The organism is Candidatus Nomurabacteria bacterium (assembly GCA_020631905.1).
Classification (GTDB): Bacteria; Patescibacteriota; Saccharimonadia; order Saccharimonadales; family VXPC01; genus JACKGQ01.
Genome location: JACKGQ010000002.1, coordinates 41537 through 65059, shown reverse-complemented (window position 1 = coordinate 65059; position 23523 = coordinate 41537). Strand labels below are relative to the sequence as shown.

Below are 23523 nucleotides of genomic sequence, written 5' to 3'. Positions count from 1 at the left end.
AGCCACAAGCACTTTATTTTAACTTTATTAACACATAATAGGTAACTTGCGGCGCGAAGTTTACTGGTTTACAATTAACCAGTATGTCAAAAAATGCAATTGAAGTTTCAGGGGTAAGTAAGAGCTTTGGTCGGCTAAAAGCGCTGAACAATGTCAGCTTAAAGGCTGAGCGCGGCAAGGTAACTGGCTTACTCGGCCCAAATGGTGCTGGTAAAAGCACTTTAATTAAAGTGATGACGACATTACTAGAACCTAGTAGTGGCAAGGTATTGGTCGATGGTGTAGATGTTTTACATAACCCAAACGAGGCCCGCAAACGCCTTGGGTTGGCCGGGCAGTATGCAGCAGTCGATGGCTTTCTAACTGGGCGCGAAACCCTACAGATGGTCGCTAGACTTTATGGCATGGATCGACAAACTTCTCGCCAGAAATCGACTGAACTATTAGAGCAACTAGACTTGGTCGCAGCTGGCGACAGACAGATTAAAACATATTCTGGAGGCATGCGTCGTCGCTTAGACCTGGGCGCAAGCTTGGTGGCAACTCCAAAAGTACTCTTTTTAGATGAGCCTACCACTGGACTTGATCCGCGTACGCGTTTGCAACTATGGGATATTATTCGCCACCTGGTAGACCAAGGCGTGACAATTTTACTTACAACTCAATATCTTGAAGAAGCCGATGCTTTATGTGACTACATTTACGTAATTGATCATGGCAAGATGATAGTTCAGGGTTCGTCGACCGAACTAAAAAATAGCTTAGGCCAGGATGTAATCGAACTAAAAGTTGCCGAGCGAAATCTCAAGAAGGCTGCTGAATTACTAACCACAGAGATGAAGCGAGATGTCGATACCGATACTCTAACTCGTGAACTTCGGCTCAAAAGCAAACACGGCGCAGACGATATAGTCATGGTCGCTGGTCTACTAAAGAAGTACAAAATCAAAGCCGAGGAACTTAGTTTGCATCGACCATCACTCGACGATGTATTCTTGGCGGTGACAGGCAAAGGTACAGGAGAAGAAAAATGAAAGGTGTAGCCGATACCCTCCAGATTGTTAAACGAAATGTAAAACGTAACTTTAGAATTCCGCAATTACTAGTGTTTAGTTCTATACAGCCGGTTATCTTTCTATTGCTGTTCAACTATGTATTTGGTGGTGCAGTTAGCGGTGGTTCAGATGTAAAATACATTAACTTTTTATTACCTGGGATTCTAGCTCAAACCGCCTTATTCGGTGCTATCCAGACAGGTGTAGGACTAGCTGAAGATCTGGACAAAGGTGTAATAGATAGATTACGTAGCCTACCCATAGCTCGTTACGCCGTGCTGGCGGGCCGGACAATTGCCGACTCAGCTCGCAACTTGTTCGTGATTATCCTTATGTCTTCGGTTGGCTTTCTGCTTGGGTTTCGCTATCAACAGGGGTTGCTAAAGTTCTTGCTGGCTGGCTTGATTATCATTTTGTTTGCATATGCATTTAGCTGGATAAGTGCCGTAATTGGAATGTGGCTGCGTGATTCAGAGACTGTTCAAGTAGCCGGCTTCTTATGGGTATTTCCACTTGTATTTGCAAGTTCGGTGTTCGTGCCTGTCGAAACCATGCCAAATTGGCTACAGCACTTTGCGCAAAATCAGCCAGTCACCCAGGTCGTAAACGCTGTTAGACACCTTACGCAGGGCGGAGTCGCCGATGGTGGCCAATACATCTGGCATACGCTACTTTGGACAGCAGGTATTATCTTTGTTTTTGCGCCGTTAGCCGTCTGGTTATACCGCAAAGTTCAGTAGTCATTACGGCTTGCGTGCAACCATCAATACACTGGTATCTGGCCAGTCCTGAGGTACGAGCTGGCCATCGATTTCAATAAACAACTTAAGCTTACCTTCGAATCTGTTCTGATTGATCCAATCATTCTGGAAAGCTCCCGAAGCTGGGTCAACACTAAAGCCAACGGCTTCGAGTTGCCTCTGCCATTCGCTCGGCGGCCAATAACAGAACCGCTCGTGCATTTCGCTATACCAGCTATCTTGGTAGTCTTTAGTTACCATAAATTCAACAGCATCGGCGCGGCGCAGTCTAGCAAAATACTGCTCATCTTTTTCGAATAATTCGTAATCTTTGATCTGATCGCCTTCAGTTTTTCGAAAATCTTTGATGAAACGCTTAAACAAGCCAAGTGTCGATAGCTTGCCAAGGTACTCACTATAATCTGTCTGGCGATCGATCGCGTATTCTTGATCGTCAGCATCCTGGCCATCGAGGTGGTTTAGCCAGATTACCACCTTTTCGTCTGGGTTTTCCGGGCAAGTGACATCTAGATTGATGTATACGCCACCTGGTGCCGTTTGTTGGAAAATCTGACTAATAAACTTGTGTAGACTATCTCGTCCAAGGTAGGAATCAATCTCGTGCGTTAATGAGATACTAATTGATGTATTGACGCTGTTGTCTGGGAATAGTTTGCCTCGCATAATATTACGTTGGTAAAAGAAAGTGTTTTCATTCCGAAACTCGCCATTGGCAAGGCGTTGCAAGCACCGATCGTAAAGCGGTTTGGCAACTTCGATACCGTATAAATCAGATTCACGAAAACGATCGTCGTTGTCGATTTGCTTTAGTAAAGATCCAGTTGCGCAGCCGATATCGATAATTCTGCCTGGCCGAATATGGGGGCCAAGAATAGCGTATTTACGTTCGGCGCCAGTATCGAAAGATTGACGGTACTTTTCGTAATCACGAGTCTCTGTTATGTCGCCCTCATCGCCAACCAATGGATCGTTATGGAGTTCGATAATTTGCTCGGCTAGCTTGTATCTGTCAAGCAATCTCTGACTACTTGGATGCATCTGTTGGATATAACTTTCGGAATCACGCCAATTGTTGCCGGCCGCCACCAGCTCCAGCAATATGTCCCAGGCGCGAGCAGCACGGTATTGCTCTGGCTGTCGGCTAGAAAGCTCAATCGGTGCAATTTTGTAGCCCAAGGTTTCGAATAGCTCAATTACACTTGGGGTTGAGGTTGCCACAATTGTGTTATCGGGAGTTAGTAATGTTGAGCCTCGGCTCTCAACCTCGATAGATTTGATTATATAGTCGGCAAACCGGTTAGATTGGCCGATATCGTTGATATGGTAAGTCAGATATTGACATGGCAAATCTGCCATAAATTCATCAACAGCAGCTTCGCGACGGTATCCGGCCAACGGATTGCGCCGAGTGTTTTGATGATTAGCTGAAGTGATTGCCCAAACCATGCAGATACTTTCATCAAACTCGGCTTGGCTACCGTCGATTAATTCGATACTGCGATTATTACTAGCCTGTAAAAAGTAATCGTGCATAAAATTACTTAATAAATGATGCCTGCCCGGAACCAATAGATATGTATACATGTACTTCATAATACTTGTTTTATTAAGTTTGACTAGTTTTAGATGAATAGTGATAAGTTGCTTGTGAGCGGGGTCGGGAGTAGCACGAGGCTACTCAACCGACCCCAACTCACTGATTGCGGGCGAGTCCGCAGGTTTGTTGCAGTTAATGCTCGATCATTGAGGCGATCAAGCCTGCTGTTTTCCCGAAGGTCTCGCTACCTCCTTCAGGTGCCGAAGCCGCCGAGGGCGACCTGGCTCATGCTGGCGGCCGACTGACTGACACGCACAGCCGACTGCGAGAAGACTCGGAACGCTGCCCGAATCTCGCTCTTGGAATTGCCGGGTGTCAGGATCCACTGATCGGGAATCCCCATGCCCGTGAACACGTCCACGAAGTCGGTGTATCCGTCGTCGATACCCATGCCGGCAATGATGTGGTGTTCCTGCCTGGTGAGGTCGGTAACCACCTGCTTGACATCGGCCGAGGTATGCCTGGAAGCGTTGTCGCCACCATCAGTCACGATCAGGGTGATCGTTCGGACGGGCACACCACCGTTGACGAAAGCCTGCGTCTTGGCGACCATGGCAGCCAAGACATCGACTGTTCGTTCGTACAGTGGTGTGTTGCCGGTGATGCGGTAGGTCTTGGCGTCCAGCTTGGACGATGTGTCCAGCGGCTGGTAGCCACCAACTGCCCCACCGTTGAGCAATGTGCTCAGCATCAGCACACCGTCGACCTCCTTGGTCGCCAGGAGGGCGTCGACGACCTCGTTCTGACCATCCATGGCCGTAGCCTTCATCGGCCCCATCGAGACAGAGTTGTCCATCAGGATGTTGACCAAGACGACTTCGCTGGCCATGACATTGTCGACATCAACGCCCATGGCAGCTTGGAGCTTGGTGTTGATGTCCGGGGTGGCGAGTACCCGCAGGGATGCCTTGGTGAGAGCCCCTTCATCGACGGCGTCGGCGAAGAGGTCGGTGATTGAATCGCTCATTGTTCCTTCTTTCGAAAGCGGTGGCTGGACAGGCACAAGAATGAACCTGTCCAGCCGGGGTGTATGTCAGAGCCGGAAGTCCGGCCAGGAAGTGATCGGATCGGTCGACTTGACCACGTGCATGCCGGCCTGACGGAAGCGCTCGAGAGCGGCCTCTGCCTGCGGCGTGAAATCGGCCAGGAAGCCGCCGTTGCCATCGGGCACGACGACTGCCGACATGCAGTCCGCCAAGATGTAAACCTTGGCGGCCAGTGCCGGGTCCTTGGCCAGGATCTCGCCGAGCAGATCGTCGATCGAGCTGCTGACGCAGTGGCTGGCGGCCTCGCCGCCGATCACGACGTAGTCGTTCTCGAGGAGCGACTCGATGAAGCGGGTGTTCTTCTGGTCCAGCGGTTCGCCGTCCCAGCGCATCAGCACCTCCGGTCGGAGCACGGAGTAGTTCTCGGTCAGCGCATTGCCGCCCTTGATCTCCGAACCCGACTGGCTGAAGCGAGTCAGCGCATGGAACATCCGCGCTTCGTGGATCACGCCGTTCAGGACGTGACCGACGCTGCCCAGCAGAGTGTGCGGCGGCCAGAGGTAAAGCTGGTACTTGCCCGCTCGCTCGAGCTCGGCCACATAGAATGCGACCTGCTTGAGCAGCCACTGGTAGTTGCCGCCGACCAACAGGCCGGCGACAGCCGGGTTGGGCGTGTAGACACCCTTCCGAATGTCTTCCGTGGTGATGATGGTGTGCGCTGCCGGTGAATTGCCGGCGGCGTTCTGCCAGAACCAGGGGAAGAAGATCTGGAAGGCGAAGTGCGTGTCCAGGGTGGTAGTGATGTTGGTGATGACATCCAGGTTACGGTAGATGAACTCCGCAACTCGCTGAATATCCTCGATCGCCCCACGACCAGAGCGACCGCCGACATACAGAGTGCCTTCCGGATAGGTAAAGTCACCCTGCAAATCGATCAGCAGCAGCTCGATCCGACGGCGATCACCGGCGGCCGGCAGGATCTTGTTGTCCTGTCGGTACTGCTCGGCAACGCCTGCCAGTGCCTGAATGTCCGGGTTATAGCCCCAGACCTCAGCATTGGTCGGTTGGTAGAAGTTTGGGAGTACGAGACTCATGGTGTTCCTTTCGGTTTGAGGGCCAGATCGATGATCTGACCATGGGTGACGGCGAAGATCCCCTTCGCATGGGTGAAGAGCCGACTAGTGTGGTCGAGGTAGGGTTCGGTGTCTGGGTAACGCTGAGTTACCTTGAGCTTTCCGGCCACGATCTCGATACGCACCAGGCCTTCATCGGTTGCCGCAAACAACAGACTGCCAGCAGCTGCAAAGCCGCGAATGTTGGCGTGCCAGCCGTCGGCGGCGTAGTCTTGCGTTTCATCAACCAACACGTTGCCGTGGTGGTCGATTACGCTAATCTTGCGATATTCCTGGCCGCCGTGCATGAAGGCAGCAAAGAACCACACGAGCGAGTCACTAAACGTGGCCGTCATGTCAATCAAATTTCCCGGAATAGGCGAGAGCGAGAAATTGTCGTTAATACCACGACCGTTGGTGTCGAACAGGAAAGCCTGCTCGAGTTCGCCGGCGCGGTAGTAGCCGAAGCCGAATGTCTCACCTGCCCAAATTACGGTTTGATCGCGCAAGACCTGGCCAACTGCCGAGTCGCCGAAGCGACCACGACGCATTAGCAGGCCGTCCTTAACCCAGAAGACGTGCTGGCTGTTGCTGGCGATTACCGGCAACTGGCCAACACTGTCAACCGACTTGATCTCCTTCGTCCCATCTGGGTTGAAGATAATCAGCCGGCCATGCTTGGCCATCAAGGTGGTGTTGCCAGCCAGCTGGAAGCGAACACTCCCATCAAGTGGGCCGTCGAGCCTAAAGCGATCCGATTCGCGCTGGTAACACGAACCATCATGCGTCAGCCAGACCATGCCTTGCTTGAAGTAACCGACAGCCAAAATCCGGTGGTCGGATGCATCGAACAACACGGTAACGACAACATCACCACTTACGGTCTGCGGGGTACGTATGGCACTTAGAGCCAACGTTCGCTGTGTCCAGAGCGAGGAGTCCAGAAGATCGGTGGGGAACTCCTCGCGGAGATCATTAACGAACACTTCGTGGAAATATTCACTCAAGGCAAGTGGCAAAACGTTTAGCGGTAGGGCTGGCTTTGGATAGCGGACTTCCGGGTGGAAAACGGTTATCCTGTGCAACGGTCGCAGGCTGGCAGCCAGCTGATGTTTTTTGTCCGCTGGCCGGAAAACGCCCCCATACGGGTCGACGTAGACCAGTGATTGCATCAACATGACAGCGTAGGCATACCAATCCGTTGTGGTCGAAAACGAGCGCGCCATCGTTAACTGTCCTTGATCCTCGGTGAGAATCAGGGGGTCGGCGAAGCGTGTCGTGAAAACCGTACACGGGTACTGGCCATACTGCATGCTATCGGCGTCGATTAGGAACGCTTGGTCGTCTTTGATCAAGACGTTAAGATCGTTAAAGTCACCAATTACCATGCCATGGTTATGTACCGCACTCAATGTACTATGCAGATCGGTGAAGATCTGCAAGACCGCTTGGTGGTCGAAAGCTTGGCTATCACGCCAGCTACGCTCACCGTAGCGTTTGAGCGGTACGGTACCATCGATCAACGGCATTGTGAACCCGACGATCTTGCCATTCTTGTCCATGACCAGTTCGTCTGGCCCGATGATCTGCGAAGGCAGACCTGTCGGGAAAGCCGGAAGCTTAGTCTGGGCAAGCTGTAGCCGCCGAGTAGCTGCGTCACGCTCAAATGGCGTGTGCACAAAATCTGGGTGATTCGGTGCTTTGTACAACTTCAGGGCTTGGCCTTTGTACTTGTAAACGTCCGCTTCACCACCTTTCCCGAGTGCCATCGAGGAGGTCAGGCGAATGGCCGCACCATTGATATATACGGTTGTCATTAGCCCTCCATTTTGAGGCGTCGGCCAACGATTACAGTCGTGTCGTCGTCGAGGAGTCCCCGGTAATGTGTTAGCTCGCCGCTTGCGCGGTCGAACTTACTAACGTCTCGGTTAACTCTCGCCAAGTAACGGCGTAATGCGTCGGGGTTGGTAAAGAATGAGTCGCTGGTCCACAGCTTATCCAGCTTGCCAACGGTTTCTTGCGAACTGCCGGGGAGCAATGAATCTTGATGATCGATCAGATCGCCAAGTCCATCGCTGGCAATCACGAAGTCTGTGAGGTCGGCACGCGGCAGTGTGATTGTGTTGATCGGTAATGCTTCGATTGGGCGGTAGAGGTTCTGATCTTCAAGTGCGGCATACCCAAGATAAGGTGGGGTACCGTCACCGTCAGTGAACATACGAGTCTCGCCGTTGATAGTCACCACACCATCGCCGACGACGATGAAGTGTGCATTATCCGGTCCAATCACAGCCGCAACAAGTGTTGCAAGCATGCTTGCAAGCACCAGCTCGTCTTGTCCGGACAGTTGCCTGGCCAGGAGCTTGAGTTGTGTGGCAATCTCTGCCAAACGCTGCTCTAAGCGGTGAATCGACCCATTATCTCGGGCTATCAAGTCCGCAAACAGTCTGACGAGCAGAAACGCGCCAAGTTCGCTATGTGGTGTGCTACCGCAGCCATCACTAACAACCGCGACCGTCGGTTCGACGGCAGAGCGGGGTAGGCGAACGAGCAAAGCGTCTTGATTATTGCGACTGGCTTCTCGATGCCGTCTCCCAATCTGGGAGGCAGTTGCGAATTCGTAAGGTTGCATGGAGCACTCCCTGACTAGATTGTTAATGAGCATGTGCAGTAAGTGTACATACCACACTATACAAAGAGTACTCCATACATAATGTAATGTCAACACTAAGTATGAAAAAATTATTATATTTTTCGACTATCGTAAGCCCAATGCAATAAAGCCTGGCGTTGTTTTCGGCGACAACTTAAATCTCCTGGACTACAGGCATTTTTGATTTGGCTTATGTGTCTGCGAATAGCTTTCCAGCGCTTTATCTGGCGGGTATCATCGTCTGTCCGCCTGCCAAGATAGTAGCGACAGTACCACTGAAACCAACCCATCGGGTCTTGGGGGTGGATCCAGCCCTTTTGTTGCCATACCTGTAACGGTTGCGAGGCCTCTATTTCGTAGTAATTAAGCATCGGGTCGGGCTTACCATTCTTCGATAATCTTGCGGACTTAAACCAGTCTATTGGGAACTCGCCAGGTATGTCTTCGAAATATGCTCCACCAAAAACACCTAGCTCGAGCATATCTTTTGGACTCAATTCTGGCTTGAACTCGTCGTGTATATCCATCAGCTGTTTATTACTGCTTGCTCAGGGTTAGCTTTTTGCCAACGAGGGATTAAGTAGGCTAAGACTGGCGGAATAATAAACTTAAAGATTATCGTCGAGCCTAGCAGAACTGAATATAACTTACTATCGATCATACCGTTATCGTGAAGTAGTTTAATAATCACGATGCTGGTGCTAAAACGTACCGATAAACCTATGCCCATAATTACCGAGCCATTCACTCCAAAGCGCTTTTTGCCTACAATGATGCTCGCGATAATTTTTGTTAGATTGGCCATTGCAGTGATAAATAAGATTAGTAGCGGAAACTGCACTAAGACGTGTGCATCTGTGTCTAGACCTACCCATAAGAAGAAGATCGGTCCGAACAAACCATAGGCGAGCGTTCTTATTTCAGATTCTAGGTGCTTAAGTTTGGTTTCGGGCAAGAAGTTGCGCAATGCCATACCAGACAATAGTGCGCCTAAGCTGGCTGCATCAATTAATTGGCCTATGCCGACAAAGATAAAGAACAGAAACATTACAAACAGAAAGAAGTAATCAAACCGATAATATCTAATTCTTTGGGCTGGCTTTCGGATACCAGTAAGCAGAATAGCCAAGCCAAACATTATACCGAGTACACTTGCGAATGTAGCAATTTTGAAGTGTGAGTGCCCAGACTGCAAACCGACTGCAATACTCGCAAGAACAATTGTGATTAGCTCGATTATATCGTCTATAACACCAATCCCCAGCATAGTCTGACCTAAGTTTGTTTTAATAACCTTAAACTCTTCCAATATTGGCAATAAAACAGATTCACCAACTGTCGCAAAAGAGGTTGCAGCCAAGATAGCGATTGGCCATTTCACGTCAAAGAAACTATATAAAAGTACAGAACCAATGGCTGCTTCGCTTAAGACGATAAACATTGAAGATGCAACAATATACTTTCCTTGTTTAAGCAAGTCTCGTAAATTAATCTCGAAACCGATTATAAACAACATGAAAAACATGCCCAGTTGGGCAAGAAAGGCGAATGCATCGCTATTAGTCTGGGCAGAAAACGGATTGTGGAAAGATAATGAGGTGCCAATCATCAAAGCTGCAAATATCCAAGGTATGCGCACTTTACGTAAAACCGCGCCGACAATTAAAGTGGCCAAGAAGAAACAAGCCAAAAACAATGGTAGATTGAATTCAAGCATCTATAACCAGTATACCATTAGCTATATCTAAAGGATTTTAAAGACCAAGCAGCTGGAGTACATATTTGGTCAGTGGGTCGGCTGTTTCCCCATATACCATTGCCCCGCCAAGCATGCCAGTTACCACCAGACTAATCACCGCTAAAATTGCCATGATCGAAACCAACTTTGGGTTAGCCAGTTTTTGGGCGAATTGCAGAATGCTTCTTTTGGTTTTTGGTTTAAGCCAATTTCTCTTAGCTGCAAACGCTACAACACTTGGCAGAAATTCAATAAACACAAGTAGTCCATAGAATATCGTAGCCAGACTCGAAAACAGTTCATGACGCTCTAGGAGGTCGTGGTCTCGGACAGTCAGTTCGGCGGCTGCCTCACCGGTCATACGGGCGACTAAGGCGCCAGCTAGTCCGATTAACAACAGCATTCGGTAGGCAAAACTCAGCTGTTTTCTGTATTTAGCAAAACGATTAAACTGCATGATGACTGCCAGGACACTGGCCAAGGTTAGTAGGGCTACGGGAAAATGGACGATAATCGGGTGGATATTGTAGTTCATATTAGACTCCTAAAATTATGAAGTCATTCTAGAGCTTCTATTGCAAGAAGTAAACGCTTATTCTTAATTGCTGAATGCTAATTTTCTCGAGTGCGCCATTATGAAGTAGTTCAACTAAATCTAATTAACCATAATATTGAAATTATTATAAAAAAGTGAAATTATATAAGTCAATCACAAGGAGATAATATGGAAATGCCACTTAGACCTGGCGTTCAAGCACCAAAAAACACTGGTCGAACGCAAACAGTATCGGAAGATCTCGGTAACAGATTAGCCGAACTTGTTGAATCTAGTGGTCGGAATGCGAGATTCGAACTAGCTGCGGCTATCGGTGGCACCGCCACAATAGCGGTTGCGGAATTATTGTCTTGGTCTGCAAAAATAGATGCAGTCGGAGGGCTTGCAATAATCGCTGCTGGCATTAACTGGCTGTCGCGCAAACAAGCTACCCAAGAAGTACAAAGCGAAATCGATCGTATGCCAAAATACGAGCTACTGGCAAATCTGCTACCTAGAATTTCAGAAGAAGTAGACACTAACGGTGTTATCGAACAGCTAAAATCGAATGATGAGCATTTAAAAAGGTCGGTTAAAAAAGTCCAAGACGAGGCGATGATTAATGCAATATACGATCAGCGAATAGTAACCGTATGGTTACTTGGGGTTATGCGCATCACAAAATACCATAGATCACAAGCAGGCTATCTTTACTGGATGGTCAAAGAACTTCATAAGCGATCGACTTGTGTCGGACCTGATGTGCAGAAAGATGATGCAAGTCGTCGACTGCATATTATGCTATGTAAATTAGACGAGTTATTGCCAATAGATCAGCAGGCCGATACCCTCGTGCCAGCCAATCAAATTACCGGAGAAAAAACCTGGGCGGGTTACCTAGAGCTTTTAAATGCTGGAAATGTTGTGAATATCGAAATGCTTGAACAGCAATATAGACTAGCGTCTGCTTAACTCTGAGCATGTACTAAATGATGTCTAGAGCTTATTCTTACGCGTAATAACCATCAGCCAGACAGTCGTGATACTGGCGGTTACCGAGCCAATCAGTGCTAACCAGAAACCAGGCTGGATACTCACGACTAATTTGTCGACCTCATCTCGAGGCATTTGGTTGAAGACCATCACTACTACAAACAACATCGGTAACAGTGAAGCAATCAATATCCAGCGCCAACGTCGCAAATAAGCTAAAGTGGTCAGTAGGGCCGAAAATGACAGCACGGTATAGGCTACCCGTTCCTTAGATTTAAGTTCGTTGGCGCCTAAGTTTCCGATATCAAATTTAAGCTTTAGCCAGTGCATTAGAGTTCCAACGAGCAGCATTAGTATGGCTACGCCAAAACTAATAACTGCAATTTTACGCCACTTATCTCCGTTACCTACACTCGCCGACATCGGTGTGGTTTGCGCGTAGTTTGGCATTGGATTGTATGCCGGTGTAGGGTTGGCGGCCGGCATTGATGCTTCTGCCGCTACCGCAGCAGGGGTTGAGTCCGCAGCTACAGGTTGCTGAGTGGGTTCCTGCATAGCAGGTGGCGTTGTTGACTGAGCCATCGGCTGCTCAGGCGTGGCTGGCATTGTGTTTACTGGTGCTGGGTTTTGTGGTGTGGCTTGATCCATCTGAGGCATCGCTGGCTGTTGAGGTTGGTTGTTTTCGTCCATCAAAAGACTCTCCTATTACTACTCATAATTTAACACGCTTAAGCTTTCGTCGCAATAAAACAGATACACCTGCAATAAACGTTGTTGCACCTATGGAAGGGTCGAAATTTGAGCGCTTTTGACTATCCCGCCAGCTTGCTCATCGAAGTCGCCACAATAAAGTCGATATTCACCACTTGAGCTTGTAGCAATATTCGGGTCATTACAGTCGAGTCCAGTGTCTTTTAAGTTCTCGAATTTTAGACCATCGACAGATGTGGCTGTCATTAGTTTTCTTGTTTCATTAACAAAGAAATACAGCACCACCTCGCCTTTGTCGTTAACTACTGCATCAGGATGCTCGGCAGTCGGAACGAGTGTACCACCAATTCGGACCCCATCCTGGACAGTCCAACTGATTAGATCATCTGATATAGCACTGTAAACATTAAAGGCTTTTAAGCCTTCGCCTGGTCTAGGTAGCTCCGAAAAGTAAGTATGCCATTTGCCGTCGCTCAGTTTGATAGGCGTAGAAATACCCGTAGTTGCATCAACCCCGTCTGGGGCAGTGATTCGAAAGCCATTTTCTTTTACAAAAGTTAGGCCGTCGACTGAGGTTGCGCTCGAAACGTTACCTTGGTCGATAAAGTACATCCGATATGTATTGTCTGCGAGTCTAATTATTCTTGGCATGCCAGCACCGTCGCCCAGACGTGCTCCAGTTTCGGCAGTAAAGTTTAGGCCATCATCACTAATTGCGCTGACAATACCTTGCTCTTGGGCAAAAGCGTAGATGCGCCAGCTACCATTGTCTAGCTGAATTGCCGACACATCGGCAACTGGCAAACCAGCCGTAACCCCAAAAGTACTCGGTTGGAGGCGTATACCATCTTCGAACTCGAGCGTTGAGTCAGAATCACTGGCTTGATTGTCTGTTTTTAGCTCTGTTTGGAGTTGATTATCGGGCTTTGACTGATTGCGTTTATATACGTAGTAGCCGCCAACCCCAGCAATCGCCAAGACCGCAACTACCAAAAATAACTCAACTATCGAGAAACCATTAGAAAGTCTTTTCATAAGCATATCTTAAAGTGCTTATGTTTGTTTGACAATATATCGTAGTTAGGCAGGGGGTTATGTTTAAGAAAATTCCAAACAAATGCTAGAATCAATCTATGTTTAAGCATAAGCAAGATGGTTTTGCGCATTATTTGTTGCTGGTCTTGATGCTAGTGGTGATTGGAGTCGTGGGCTACTTCTCTTACATTAAAGTGTTTAAAAAGGCTGAACCAGACCAGCCAAGTAGTAGCCAGACACAGAAAACATCTTCTGCCAAAACACCGAATTCTAACAGCCAAAACTATAATTGGTCGGAAATGCCTCAAGGTCCTTATCACGACAGTGTTTACTTCGTCGTGTCGAATCGGATTGATCAGTGGCCAAAAACTCCCGGTACATTACTCCAAGAACATGCTAGTGTGCCAGATGTTATCGAGAAAGATGGGGTCTTGTACTTATACTTTGTCGATGTCTCGACCGACGGTTTGCCCGAACAAATTGGTTTGCGGACATCTACAGATGATGGCGAAACCTGGAGTGATCGGCAGTTTATTGCCATCGAAGGTGTAGGCGATCGAGTGCCTGTCGACCCGGCACCGTTCTTGCTCGCGGATGGTCGCATTAGGCTGTTTTATCTAGACTTCAGCACGGCTCGCTCGGGCAGCGGCACCCATGGCATCTATTCTGCAATTTCCGAAGATGGCTTAAATTTTACTCAAGAAGACGGTGCACGGTTTGAATATAGCAATATCTACGACCCAGACGTCGTACAATTCGGTGATTTATGGCGGATGTACACTGGCACAGGTGATCTAAAGGTAATAAGCGCCACCTCAACCGATGGGCTTAACTTCACTTATGAGGGTGTTGCTTATAGCGGAGGGGCTATTCCCAACGTTATTTTAGACCGCTCAACCTACTATCTGTTTACTGGTGGCATAGATATAGCCACCTCAAATGATGGCCAGACATTTACCAAAACAAACTCAAATTATAACCCCGGCGCTATGGCAGCCGATCCCGGTGTAGTTAAACTGTCTAACGGCAGTTACTTGATGGTTTATAAGTCGAGCGACCTCAAGCCGACCGACCCACCAAAAAACTAACCACACTACATATAACTAAATAGACTATCTACATAATTTATGATAAAATAAGCTATCTATTAAGTGATAAATTTGCGAGCGGATTGTATTGAGTGAGCAGACCCAGGTTGACAAAGTAGTTACCTCCGCGGAGCTGGAGAAATTTTTGGACTCCGATTGGGAAACAAGAAGCCTATACGAAGCGATAAATCATCCAGATAAAGCAAAAGTCTTGTCTACTCTAGCATCGATAACTGTTAATCCGGATATTCTGGATGAGGATGGTAAGCGAACTAGCAATTCTCAATATGCTCATCATTCGATTGCCAGTATCATCGACTTTGGAATTAGATATTTCGCATTAACAATCGATGAAATGGCGAAAACCAAAGCTCAAGCAGCAGAAAAAGAACGATTACATGCTGAGTACGAAGGCATGAGTTGGGAAGAACGTGAAAAACGAGGTTGGTGGTCTGAAGAGCGAATTAAGGTAGATGACAGCAAGCTCATTCTAGATACTAGCTGCCTTGATCTAAAAGATGTCGCCAAGCATATGATTTCTCGCCAAATGAATGATGCATTTAATGTTGCGTACCAGGGCGAAACTCGTTTACCGTTTTTTGTGTCGTATAGGGTTGGTGCACCAGTTCAAAAAATACTTATAGCTGGCATCATCTTTTCTAAACATATTGGTGGCTTAAGCCAGGCAGAGCTTTTTGAGTCTGCTTCAATAATCGGTGGTAATACTGAAATGGTAGCAGGTGCATACCGTGACTTCGTGAGGGCAAGTTATGAAACGAGCAGATATCTAGTTTCAGGGCAGCCTGCGGGCTATGGCTACACTCGGGCAGAGGCAGGCTATGGCTTGATGCGCTCCAGTCGGCGAGCAGCCCACTATATACTAGAAGTTTCAAGAGTGTTCTGGGGACATGACTACCATATGTTTAATAATGATACAGATGGGTCCGATACCGAAATGCCGCATTTTACCAGACAAGATGCATTGTTTATGGCTACGGGTGAAATTGCCTTAAAGGTTTTAGTCGACAAAGAATCATATTTTGATCCACTCGATCCTGAACTATTCCTAGAAATACTCCGCTCCATTGAACCGAACAGTCGGGGTAAGCTGCTCGAAGATACACGTCATCTTTATGGTCCGAGTTTCGAGGAACTTGCAGAGGTTTTTGGGCTGAACACCGTAGTATCTGCAAGGGAGTATATATTTGAAATCCTTAAAACAGGCCATAACGATATTCTATGGGAGTATTACCATCGCTATAAAACTCAACCGATTATTGCTCTAGAAATCTTTCGCGGCAACATAGATTACCACAGTTATTTATTTACCGAAGGGATTTTAAATGGCGAACTTACAGATGAACATAGACTTCTCGGGATTACAGAGATTGGTGCGATAGGTATAGAGCAGCTCAAGAAGCTAATTTTAAGTATCCAAGGATTCATTGCTAGAAACGATAAAACTGCAGAGGACTACGCAAGCGAGCAGGCTAAAATCAAGGGTTCTAAAGTTTATGAAAGACTTTGGCGCGTGGCGGTTCGTTTTGACGACACCATATGGGGAAATACTTCGTCAGGCGAAATAGTAAATAAACTATATACTCTCGAGACCCAGATGGAATATCCAGAAGAAGCGACAGCGCCACTTAACACCGACACATATCAGAATAGCGGTAAGGTCGAGATTGTCGAGAGGAAGTCGGAACAAGACTCAATGAATCAAGAAGCAGAGCGCTATATCGATAGCTTCTGCGAGATTGCTAAACTTGCTTGGTCCGAAGATGAAAATCTGGATGTATATAGTGATCGTCTAAGTGATTTACACACTCGAGTTCTTCAGATACACGCTGGGCTCATACAAAAATTAGCAGAAGCAAAATCTGCGAGGCAGGCATTTAGAATCAATCAACAACTATCCGACTACGACAAAATTATCGATGGGAGTTACCTAGAAGATTTGTCCGAGGCTAGTGGTGTAACGGGATTTCTAGAGGCGTGCGCAAAACTTGGACACATCAAGCCGATGCGAGATGCCCTAAGAGAGAAAGCCTTGCGACTTGCAAAGGAGAACTTAGGTCACGAACTAAAGGTTGCCTTTAGACGCCTACTAGATAACACGAGTGTCCTAGACGACCTGAATGCAGTCTTAGAAGTAGTAGACCACTTGATTGTTCAGGAGTTTCTATTGAAGCTGCGGCCGAACGATATCAATTTTGAGGCATTTGTCAGAAGAGAGCTGTTTAACACTTCAGAAGTACGTGCAGCACTCGACAGATTGTTACGACCAAAAATGCAGTCAACTCACGTCAAAACCAAGACGCTACAGTTTATTCCTAACCGAGACATTGGCTTGGAACTGTCTGGACAAATTGGTGATGCTTGTTGGGCAACATCCTATCACAGTATTGCGGCCAGCATGCCTAACCTGACTGCCGTACTAATTGCTGAAGATATGGGTGAGCAGGTTAGATTTGTCGGTAGTGGTTTATTCATAGAGGCAACTACAGACGATGGAGAAGAGATTCTGATTATCCGGGGCTTAAACCCTATTCAGAACACAGTTAACCAGCTCGACGCTAGTGACTTTTTGGAAAAATATTTAACTTACGCCAAGTCGACTGCCGCGCGAGCCGGACGTAGGCTGGCGATGGTATATGACAAAAAAGGTAGCGCTTCAACAAACCGACCTGCTATTCACGACGCCATGTCGACACTTATGACCAATGGTCGATTAACACCAGTATCTGTGCCTGTCGAGCAAGTCCGCTTTAATGGGTATGGCTTGGAAAGCTCAATCTATTTGGTCGATGCTGCGTAGGACTTTACTTTTTTCCAAAAAAACATAACCATATAGACAAGCTGATTATTAAGAGCTAAAATCTTTGTAGCATAAAAAGGTATTTAATAACAAAAATGAAAAAATTAAACAACTCTGGCATTATCCACCATTTATTATTAATTATCGTGGCCGCAAGTGTCATCGCAGCTGTCGGCTTTACGGGTTGGAGAATATTTCTATCTAACGAGCAATCTGCCAACGCCGAAAGCGCCTGCCAATCATGGAGTGGCACAACTTCGCTCGCCGACACAATCAATAAGTACTCTTGTGTAGAAATTCAGCCAGGTACCTACGAAATCTCTAAACCAATTCCCGTTTTTGGCAAAAAGATAGTCAAAGGTGTTTCGGGCAAACGTGATCAAACAGTTCTCAAGGCAGTTGCACCGTGGCAAACTACAATTGGCGACGGTATCTTAAACGTTTTTACAGCCGATGGATTTCTAAATATAGATAGCATCACTTTAGATGCAAACAACATCGCCACCTACAGTTTAGTTTCGATGAATATGAATGTTGATAATGTACGGCTCCGAAATGGCACATGCTCGGCATTGGGTATTACCGGTAAGAACGTCACAGTCAAGAATAGTATTATCGAAAAGTCTGGCTACAAATGTGGCATAACTGGCGGTGTACCGGTTGGAGCTGGTATTTATGGCGAAGTTAATAAAAGTGCCAACGGAACTTACGATCGCTTCCTAAACCCGGTAATAGAAAATAATCTAATCGAAAGAAACTTTGGCCCAGGCGTTGATATCAATGGTGTCTGGGGCGGAACATTCAAAAACAACATTGTACGCTACAACTCAGATTGGGCAGGAGTCAGTATATACGGTGGTAGCTATTGGAATATCTCTTACAACCAGATAAGCCATCCGGCCACAAAATCTTATCAGATATATCACAAATATTGTGCCGGCGGACCATATGGCAAAAAGAGTGCTGCCCTAATCTTGTGCCAAGATACCGGAAAAGATGGTTTACTTACCAACTACAACACTGTTATTGGTAATAAGCTTTCTAGTAACTACGGAATTCTGGTTATTGGTGCCGATGAGCTCGTTAAATGGTATGCTCCTCGCCTAAACACATTTAAAGACAACGATATTTTTGGCTCGTATTATCCATGTGCCGACGATCTTAAGCTCAAGCAGTGGTACTCCGACACAAACACCTGGACTAACAATAAATGTGGCACCTATAACGGCCAACCTATACGTTTTTAGATAGCATTCACTAATTGCAAAAAATAATGACGATATATTTTCTCGATAGCAGTGCGGACTTGTTGTCTGCATTCCTGTCATGTCAAAGTACCTTCCGTTTCCGTTTGGTTTGTTAAGGCGAACTGTGCACGGTTATGCCCAAATCGCCCCAACAAAAGGAAGAAGCTTACTACACCACATTAAACACTACAAGTAAATGAGCTCATCATACAAAGCGACATCTAGTATATATAGTACTCAAATCTTGACTGAATTATTGTAATATCGCAAACAATATTGTAGAGTAGTTTCGGAACCTTACCAAATAACCGTCCCTAGTAATGGGCGATGGTTCATCACATCCAAAGGAGTGGCATGACAGTCACAGATACTAAGCCCGTGATTACGGATCGGGCGATCATCTTCCCTTCGGGGGAGCAAGTGATCGATGATCCGAATGCTGTGCTACGGTGGTGTACTCGTGCACCGCTGGAGGCAGAGCTCGATAGCGAAGAAATACGGAGAAAGAGGCCGCACCTACTGATGTGCTTCTTGGTCGACGACGTCGAAGTCCAGCGTGTGGTTGTGCCTCTAGAGGCCGGCCTGGCCCACCATTCGTTCGAATACCCCGGCGAGACCACCGTCATGATGGTTGTTGTCTGGCCGGAAAACTCAAAGTTGGGATGGCGCAAGCACATTCACCATTTGACTAAGCGGTCTGAGATCGATGGCAGATTCTTGCTCTCGGTTCTCGAGAGGGTTTACGCCGATCCGGCTGGCTTGATGGCTCAGATCGACAAGTTGGAGCGTGCAATTGACTCGCATAAGTGGGATCTGAGGCATGAGTTGGACGCAATGCGTCCGCTCCAGAAGGTCACCGATGGTATGGATCCAGACGAAGTCGAAAGACTTCGCTTGGAAGATGCCCTCGAAGAAGCTGAGTTCCGTCTCGAGCAGCACAATACTGATCCGGAGTTTCGTGAAGCTCATCGGCCGCAAGCCGATCTAGCAAAGATTTCCGAACTCGAAAGCCAGCTGGCTGGGTTGCGAGAGCAACTAAATCTGCTGAAATCGGAGCTCGAGCAAGAGCGGCGTTCGCCAGACCGCGACTACACGATTCAGTTTGTGTCGCGGATTGCTGGTTTCTATCGCTCACGGAACACTGGGCGGGAAGTGGTCGAGATCGACAGCAAGCTGTTCGCCCCGGCCAAAGCCAGTCGACTTGTCGAGTGGCTTGCAAGCAAGCACGAACGCGCCGGCCGGCCGGCCATGAACCAGTGCGATCGTCGCGACCGGGCGTTGGAGGTCTTGACCAAGAACGTCCTCAAGAAGCCGGGCTTGTTCTTGCTGGGGCTACTTGCGTGGCTCTGGAATCTGCATACGGTGGTCGTGTTGGCAATCGTTGGCATCAGGGATATCGACTACGGCGTGCTCGCTTCGCTGAAGCCCGCCTGGCGCGAAGACTTCATCAAAGAGGGCAGAAAGAAGCGACGCCGTACCAGCCGGTGGTTTACGAAGGTCGATGAGAGTGGCTGGTTGCAGGGTGCTACCAATCCAATCTTGTGGGTGTTCAATCCGCTGGTCTTTTCGATTGTTCTGCTAGGCACTTTCATCACCAGTCGGTTCGTCGGTTCGTCCCTCGTCTGGCTGTTGTTGTTGAGCCCAGTTGCGTTGGTGATTGCGGCAGGACTGATCTACCTCTTGCTGTACATCGTCTTCAAGCTGCTTTCCGTATTGCTTGGCAGGCCGCTCAACCAGCTACTCGAACGGCTCTTTGACTCCAATGCCAGGATGGAGAGGCGCCTTGCCGAGATCTCCTGCCGTGTTGGCGGTCCAGACGAACCCCTTGGTATCAACCGGCGTTCGTTGCCTCAAACCAGGCGTGTCCGCTTCGTTGCCAGCAAGGCCAAAGACTTGGTCTGCAAGCCGATTGCCAAGGTGCGTCCGGGGGATGTGAAGAAGAAGTAACCAGTTGGCGAAACTTTAGGCTCCTAGCTGGGGGTTCGCGTCTTCGGACGCGTTCCCCCAGCATGCCTTACTTTTAGAGTAGGGCTATTTATTATTAACCACCAAGTATTTAGAAGTTATGCTTCCGGCTTAAGTCTTAATATCGGCTTTACCAAAACCACTAATTCTAGATACAAAAAGTGGAATTATTTCATTATCTGGAAGCCGACAACTATGAAAATGAGCGACACTACATCTGCCAGCAACTCATTGCGAGTGTTTTGTCTCGATTTACCAATAGAAAATAATACCCATTGTGCTAAGCCCAAGAAAAAAAGGACGCCAACGCGTCCGATAATTCCCATTTGGTGCAAGATAGTTGACGCATTTCAAACATCTGCTATCAATGCACACAATGATTATAGACTAAAGCACTTGGTTGAGATATTTGGATTATCAGGCGACCTGTTGAGTGCTTCAAAGTGAGCTTTGGGCAGGCCGCCTGAGTTATAACAAATCCGTTAGTGTTGATGATAGTAATGAGCTGCTAGGGTTTTTGCCAATACCTCGTTAGAACTTACTATTGTAAGACCATCAGTGTTTTTTGTGTTGTCTATGGCAATCGGTAGTTCTGTGCAGCCTGCAATGACGGCGTCAAAACCTGTATTTTTTGCCGACTTCAACACTTTAGCTAGCAATCTACCCGCTTCTTTTAATTTATAGGCCATCACAAGGCCAATAGCTTCATCCAGCAATTTTTGCTGCTCAGAGTTTGTTACTTGAAACGCAACCTTATATTTTTTCAAATAGCTTTGGTAGAGGCTTTGTTTCTTGGATGTGCTTGATGTTAGCAGTAGGTAGGTTGTGTTAGCCTTTGATGCTTCTTTAGCTACTTCGTCAATTAAATTAACCAAAGTTGTGCTTGAATTGGTTTTTATCTTGCTCAAGTAAATATGAGCCGTATTACAAGCCATTCCTATTACGTTAGCCCCGTTTTGTTCTAGCTGTTTGACCATTGCAACAATGTCAGCTTCAAACTGAGGATTGAGAGTGCCGATATTATCAACTCCTTCTATGCCGTGATTAACCAGTACCACATCTGGATACTCACTATCCTCAACAGCATCATAGGTATCAGCTGCATATTTAAGCAGCTTTGCAAACACATCTGAACCAGCTAATGGTCCAATGCCAGATACTATCCCTATCTTTGGATTGTGCTTTTTCATATCTGCACCTCGCCGTTAAGGCTGTAGTATTGAGCTTCGTAACTTGCAAGGGTCGGAATTACCAGCTTACCTAGAACAACTGCAAGGTTACCTTGCTGCTTTTGATAGGTATCAGGCAGTATCGTCACTTGGTCAGGAGCAAGTTCAGCTTTTTGACCAAGCAGTATATAGTCAAGGAAGACGCAGGTTGGCTTAAAAGTCTCTGTTTTATGGTCAAACATTGTACCTAACCTTACGCCCGAAACTGAAACCACACCCTTTTTCAATTTCACAGCACCGTCATCAAGTAGCTCGCTTACTTTTGTCGGTGCACTCTTAGCAATCTCTGCCTCACTAAAAACGTGGGCAGCTTCCTGTTTCATAGCTTCTGCCGCTAACTCTGCTTCCTCAGTGCTTAAAAATGTGTCACCTGGCTCATGAAAGTCTTGTTCATTGTGGTAATCATCAACGAACAGAACCAAACCTGAATTAGGAAGAGTAGCCGCAAGCTCTTTACCAATTTGCCAGCCTTTAAGGCTTGCCTGTGATGGGCCGTTCACACTGTAATAGTGACCAGCCTCAATTATCGTTTTCACCTGTAAACTCCAGTAAAATTAAAAAGCTCCCTTTTCGGGAGCTATCTTGGAGCCTAATAATATTTAGCAATTACAAGGACAACTCCCGTACATACGTGAGTTGCGGCGAACTTGAATTGTAATTGCTAAATGTAGCATGTTTATTATTATATAGCTATTATGTTTATTTGTCAATGGTGCGGGTGAAGAGACTCTAACTCTCGACCTCTTCCTTGGCAAGGAAGCGCTCTAAACAACTGAGCTACACCCGCGTAAATAATTGAAATATACATGGAAGCTTATTTTGCCATCTTCCTTGGCCTGGCAAGTAAGGTCACGCCAGCGCGACCCCGCAACTTCGTTCTATCAAACAAGTTTGATGAAGAAGATTACCTTGCATCCTGCCACTGGCAGGCTTCACTCTAAACAACTGAGCTACACCCGCGCGTCATTGCTACTTCTGTCAATTTTCCGAACAGAACAAGTTCTTGGTATGAAAAATTGGGGTATGTAACAAGTACTTAGCGTCGGGGATTATAGACGTTTAGAGGTTTCTTTTCAACTGTTAAATTGAGGCGGATTGCCTTAGTAGACGGGTTAGAATATTATTGAAAGCGATAGGCGAAACATCAAGCTAGTCGGCGGAATTACCTAATGGGCCACCGAACAAACTAGTGAAGCCGAATATATCACCCAGAAGGCTAGCGTTTTTGGTCGATAAACGATCTAGTAACTAAACGAAGGGTTAAATACATGCAGAACAAAACTAAGAGCAACCATGACTACGAGAAGGAATATAACTGGAGTCATGAAAACAGCTTAAAGCATTGGCGAGCCTGGGGTAGCTGGTTTAGTTGGGGTTCACCAGTAGGCCTAGGGCTATTCTTTTTAGCAATAGCCGGTGCTATCTGGATAATTGGCAATATATAAAGCCATATCTCCAAAAAAAAGACAGTCTCTATCAGGCGACTGTCTTTTTGCTTGATGTACAATATGATTATGAATAAAACGGTACTTTATATTTGTATGTCGATTTTTGCCGGGATTGGCGGCTATATACCAACTTTGCTCGGCGATACTTCCTGGATGTCCGGCTGGGGAATTTTGGGCTCAACCATTGGCGGCATAGTTGGCGTACTAGTTGCCAGGAAATTATCGAGCGGTTCTGATATCTAGAATGTCGGATATATCACTGCACGGCCAGAAGATGCGCGTTAAAATTTAATTTAAATTTAATTTAAATTAAATTTCTAAGGGGAAGAAGACAATGGGAACAGTCCAATCTGGCAAAGAAGCCGAGCGCAAACTAATCAAAAACAGCAACGGCACTTATTTGGTAACCCTACCACTATCACTTGTCCGTGAGCTTCATTGGCAACAAGGCCAGAAACTAGTCATTAAAAGAGTTGGCCAAAAACTAGTTGTCGAAGACTGGCAAGAAAACTAGCCGATAATAGAGACAAATCAGTAGTTTAGGCTTGCGCC

At 47.0% G+C, this 23523-nt stretch carries 22 protein-coding genes and 1 tRNA gene; 10 read left to right on the top strand and 13 right to left on the bottom strand.

Translation table 11 applies throughout. The annotated features are described in order from the left end of the window. Nucleotides 1-83 precede the first annotated feature (83 nt). Nucleotides 84-1034: an ATP-binding cassette domain-containing protein gene (locus H6798_04405; GenBank protein ID MCB9821748.1), complete on the top strand. Its 951-nt coding sequence runs from the start codon at nucleotides 84-86 to the stop codon at nucleotides 1032-1034. Beyond that, a complete protein-coding gene (locus tag H6798_04400) occupies nucleotides 1031-1795 on the top strand; it encodes an ABC transporter permease (GenBank protein ID MCB9821747.1) in 765 nt (254 codons plus the stop codon). Before H6798_04405 ends, H6798_04400 begins: the two co-directional genes overlap by 4 nt. A 3-nt stretch (nucleotides 1796-1798) precedes the next feature. On the opposite strand, the gene H6798_04395 is transcribed toward H6798_04400, so the two are convergent. From H6798_04395 to H6798_04360, 8 genes are all read right to left on the bottom strand, one after another. Further along, the gene (locus tag H6798_04395; protein MCB9821746.1) at nucleotides 1799-3400 is read right to left on the bottom strand and encodes a methyltransferase domain-containing protein; all 1602 of its coding nucleotides are present in this window, start codon (nucleotides 3398-3400) and stop codon (nucleotides 1799-1801) included. A 206-nt stretch (nucleotides 3401-3606) separates the two neighbouring features. Then, nucleotides 3607-4380, bottom strand: coding sequence for a hypothetical protein (locus H6798_04390; protein MCB9821745.1), 774 nt, complete (start codon nucleotides 4378-4380; stop codon nucleotides 3607-3609). A 66-nt stretch (nucleotides 4381-4446) separates the two neighbouring features. Continuing rightward, the gene (locus H6798_04385) at nucleotides 4447-5493 is read right to left on the bottom strand and encodes a nicotinamidase (protein MCB9821744.1); all 1047 of its coding nucleotides are present in this window, start codon (nucleotides 5491-5493) and stop codon (nucleotides 4447-4449) included. Beyond that, the gene (locus H6798_04380) at nucleotides 5490-7328 is read right to left on the bottom strand and encodes a hypothetical protein (protein ID MCB9821743.1); all 1839 of its coding nucleotides are present in this window, start codon (nucleotides 7326-7328) and stop codon (nucleotides 5490-5492) included. Before H6798_04380 ends, H6798_04385 begins: the two co-directional genes overlap by 4 nt. Then, entirely contained in the window at nucleotides 7328-8143 is an 816-nt protein-coding gene (locus H6798_04375) for a protein phosphatase 2C domain-containing protein (protein MCB9821742.1), read from the bottom strand. The genes H6798_04380 and H6798_04375 overlap by 1 nt, the downstream gene beginning before the upstream one ends. A 113-nt stretch (nucleotides 8144-8256) precedes the next feature. Continuing rightward, nucleotides 8257-8691: a hypothetical protein gene (locus H6798_04370; protein ID MCB9821741.1), complete on the bottom strand. Its 435-nt coding sequence runs from the start codon at nucleotides 8689-8691 to the stop codon at nucleotides 8257-8259. Then, nucleotides 8691-9881 carry a cation:proton antiporter gene (locus H6798_04365; GenBank protein MCB9821740.1) on the bottom strand — a complete coding sequence of 397 codons (1191 nt, stop codon included), beginning with the start codon at nucleotides 9879-9881 and terminating at the stop codon, nucleotides 8691-8693. Before H6798_04365 ends, H6798_04370 begins: the two co-directional genes overlap by 1 nt. Nucleotides 9882-9918: 37 nt before the next feature. Next, nucleotides 9919-10437, bottom strand: a complete 519-nt coding sequence (locus H6798_04360; protein MCB9821739.1) for a hypothetical protein — start codon at nucleotides 10435-10437, stop codon at nucleotides 9919-9921. A 189-nt stretch (nucleotides 10438-10626) separates the two neighbouring features. Between H6798_04360 and H6798_04355 the strand changes: the two genes are divergently transcribed. Beyond that, complete coding sequence (locus H6798_04355) at nucleotides 10627-11409, top strand: hypothetical protein (protein ID MCB9821738.1); 783 nt, start codon at nucleotides 10627-10629, stop codon at nucleotides 11407-11409. A 24-nt stretch (nucleotides 11410-11433) separates the two neighbouring features. Here H6798_04355 and H6798_04350 read toward each other — a convergent pair whose 3' ends face one another. After that, complete coding sequence (locus H6798_04350) at nucleotides 11434-12120, bottom strand: hypothetical protein (GenBank protein MCB9821737.1); 687 nt, start codon at nucleotides 12118-12120, stop codon at nucleotides 11434-11436. Between the two features lie 90 nt (nucleotides 12121-12210). Next, nucleotides 12211-13176, bottom strand: coding sequence for a hypothetical protein (locus H6798_04345; protein ID MCB9821736.1), 966 nt, complete (start codon nucleotides 13174-13176; stop codon nucleotides 12211-12213). 98 nt (nucleotides 13177-13274) lie between these two features. On the opposite strand from H6798_04345, the gene H6798_04340 reads away from it, so the two are divergent. The 4 genes from H6798_04340 (at nucleotide 13275) to H6798_04325 (ending at nucleotide 20276) form a co-directional block, all read left to right on the top strand. Continuing rightward, nucleotides 13275-14264 (top strand): hypothetical protein, encoded by a 990-nt coding sequence (locus H6798_04340; GenBank protein MCB9821735.1) that lies wholly within the window; start codon nucleotides 13275-13277, stop codon nucleotides 14262-14264. A 145-nt stretch (nucleotides 14265-14409) separates the two neighbouring features. Next, complete coding sequence (locus H6798_04335) at nucleotides 14410-17082, top strand: hypothetical protein (protein MCB9821734.1); 2673 nt, start codon at nucleotides 14410-14412, stop codon at nucleotides 17080-17082. Between the two features lie 95 nt (nucleotides 17083-17177). Beyond that, nucleotides 17178-18329, top strand: coding sequence for a hypothetical protein (locus tag H6798_04330; protein ID MCB9821733.1), 1152 nt, complete (start codon nucleotides 17178-17180; stop codon nucleotides 18327-18329). A gap of 354 nt (nucleotides 18330-18683) precedes the next feature. Continuing rightward, the gene (locus H6798_04325; protein MCB9821732.1) at nucleotides 18684-20276 is read left to right on the top strand and encodes a hypothetical protein; all 1593 of its coding nucleotides are present in this window, start codon (nucleotides 18684-18686) and stop codon (nucleotides 20274-20276) included. 500 nt (nucleotides 20277-20776) lie between these two features. On the opposite strand, the gene H6798_04320 is transcribed toward H6798_04325, so the two are convergent. The 3 genes from H6798_04320 to H6798_04310 form a co-directional block, all read right to left on the bottom strand. Continuing rightward, nucleotides 20777-21484 carry an aspartate/glutamate racemase family protein gene (locus H6798_04320; GenBank protein MCB9821731.1) on the bottom strand — a complete coding sequence of 236 codons (708 nt, stop codon included), beginning with the start codon at nucleotides 21482-21484 and terminating at the stop codon, nucleotides 20777-20779. Next, the gene (locus tag H6798_04315; protein MCB9821730.1) at nucleotides 21481-22059 is read right to left on the bottom strand and encodes a hypothetical protein; all 579 of its coding nucleotides are present in this window, start codon (nucleotides 22057-22059) and stop codon (nucleotides 21481-21483) included. The genes H6798_04320 and H6798_04315 overlap by 4 nt, the downstream gene beginning before the upstream one ends. Before the next feature lie 174 nt (nucleotides 22060-22233). Further along, nucleotides 22234-22310: transfer RNA gene (locus H6798_04310), tRNA-Gly, on the bottom strand. A 481-nt stretch (nucleotides 22311-22791) separates the two neighbouring features. Here H6798_04310 and H6798_04305 point away from each other — a divergent pair. The 3 genes from H6798_04305 (at nucleotide 22792) to H6798_04295 (ending at nucleotide 23485) form a co-directional block, all read left to right on the top strand. After that, nucleotides 22792-22968 carry a hypothetical protein gene (locus H6798_04305; protein ID MCB9821729.1) on the top strand — a complete coding sequence of 59 codons (177 nt, stop codon included), beginning with the start codon at nucleotides 22792-22794 and terminating at the stop codon, nucleotides 22966-22968. 69 nt (nucleotides 22969-23037) lie between these two features. Then, a complete protein-coding gene (locus H6798_04300) occupies nucleotides 23038-23214 on the top strand; it encodes a hypothetical protein (protein MCB9821728.1) in 177 nt (58 codons plus the stop codon). Between the two features lie 91 nt (nucleotides 23215-23305). Further along, nucleotides 23306-23485 (top strand): AbrB/MazE/SpoVT family DNA-binding domain-containing protein, encoded by a 180-nt coding sequence (locus H6798_04295; GenBank protein MCB9821727.1) that lies wholly within the window; start codon nucleotides 23306-23308, stop codon nucleotides 23483-23485. The last annotated feature ends 38 nt before the right edge of the window (nucleotides 23486-23523 follow it).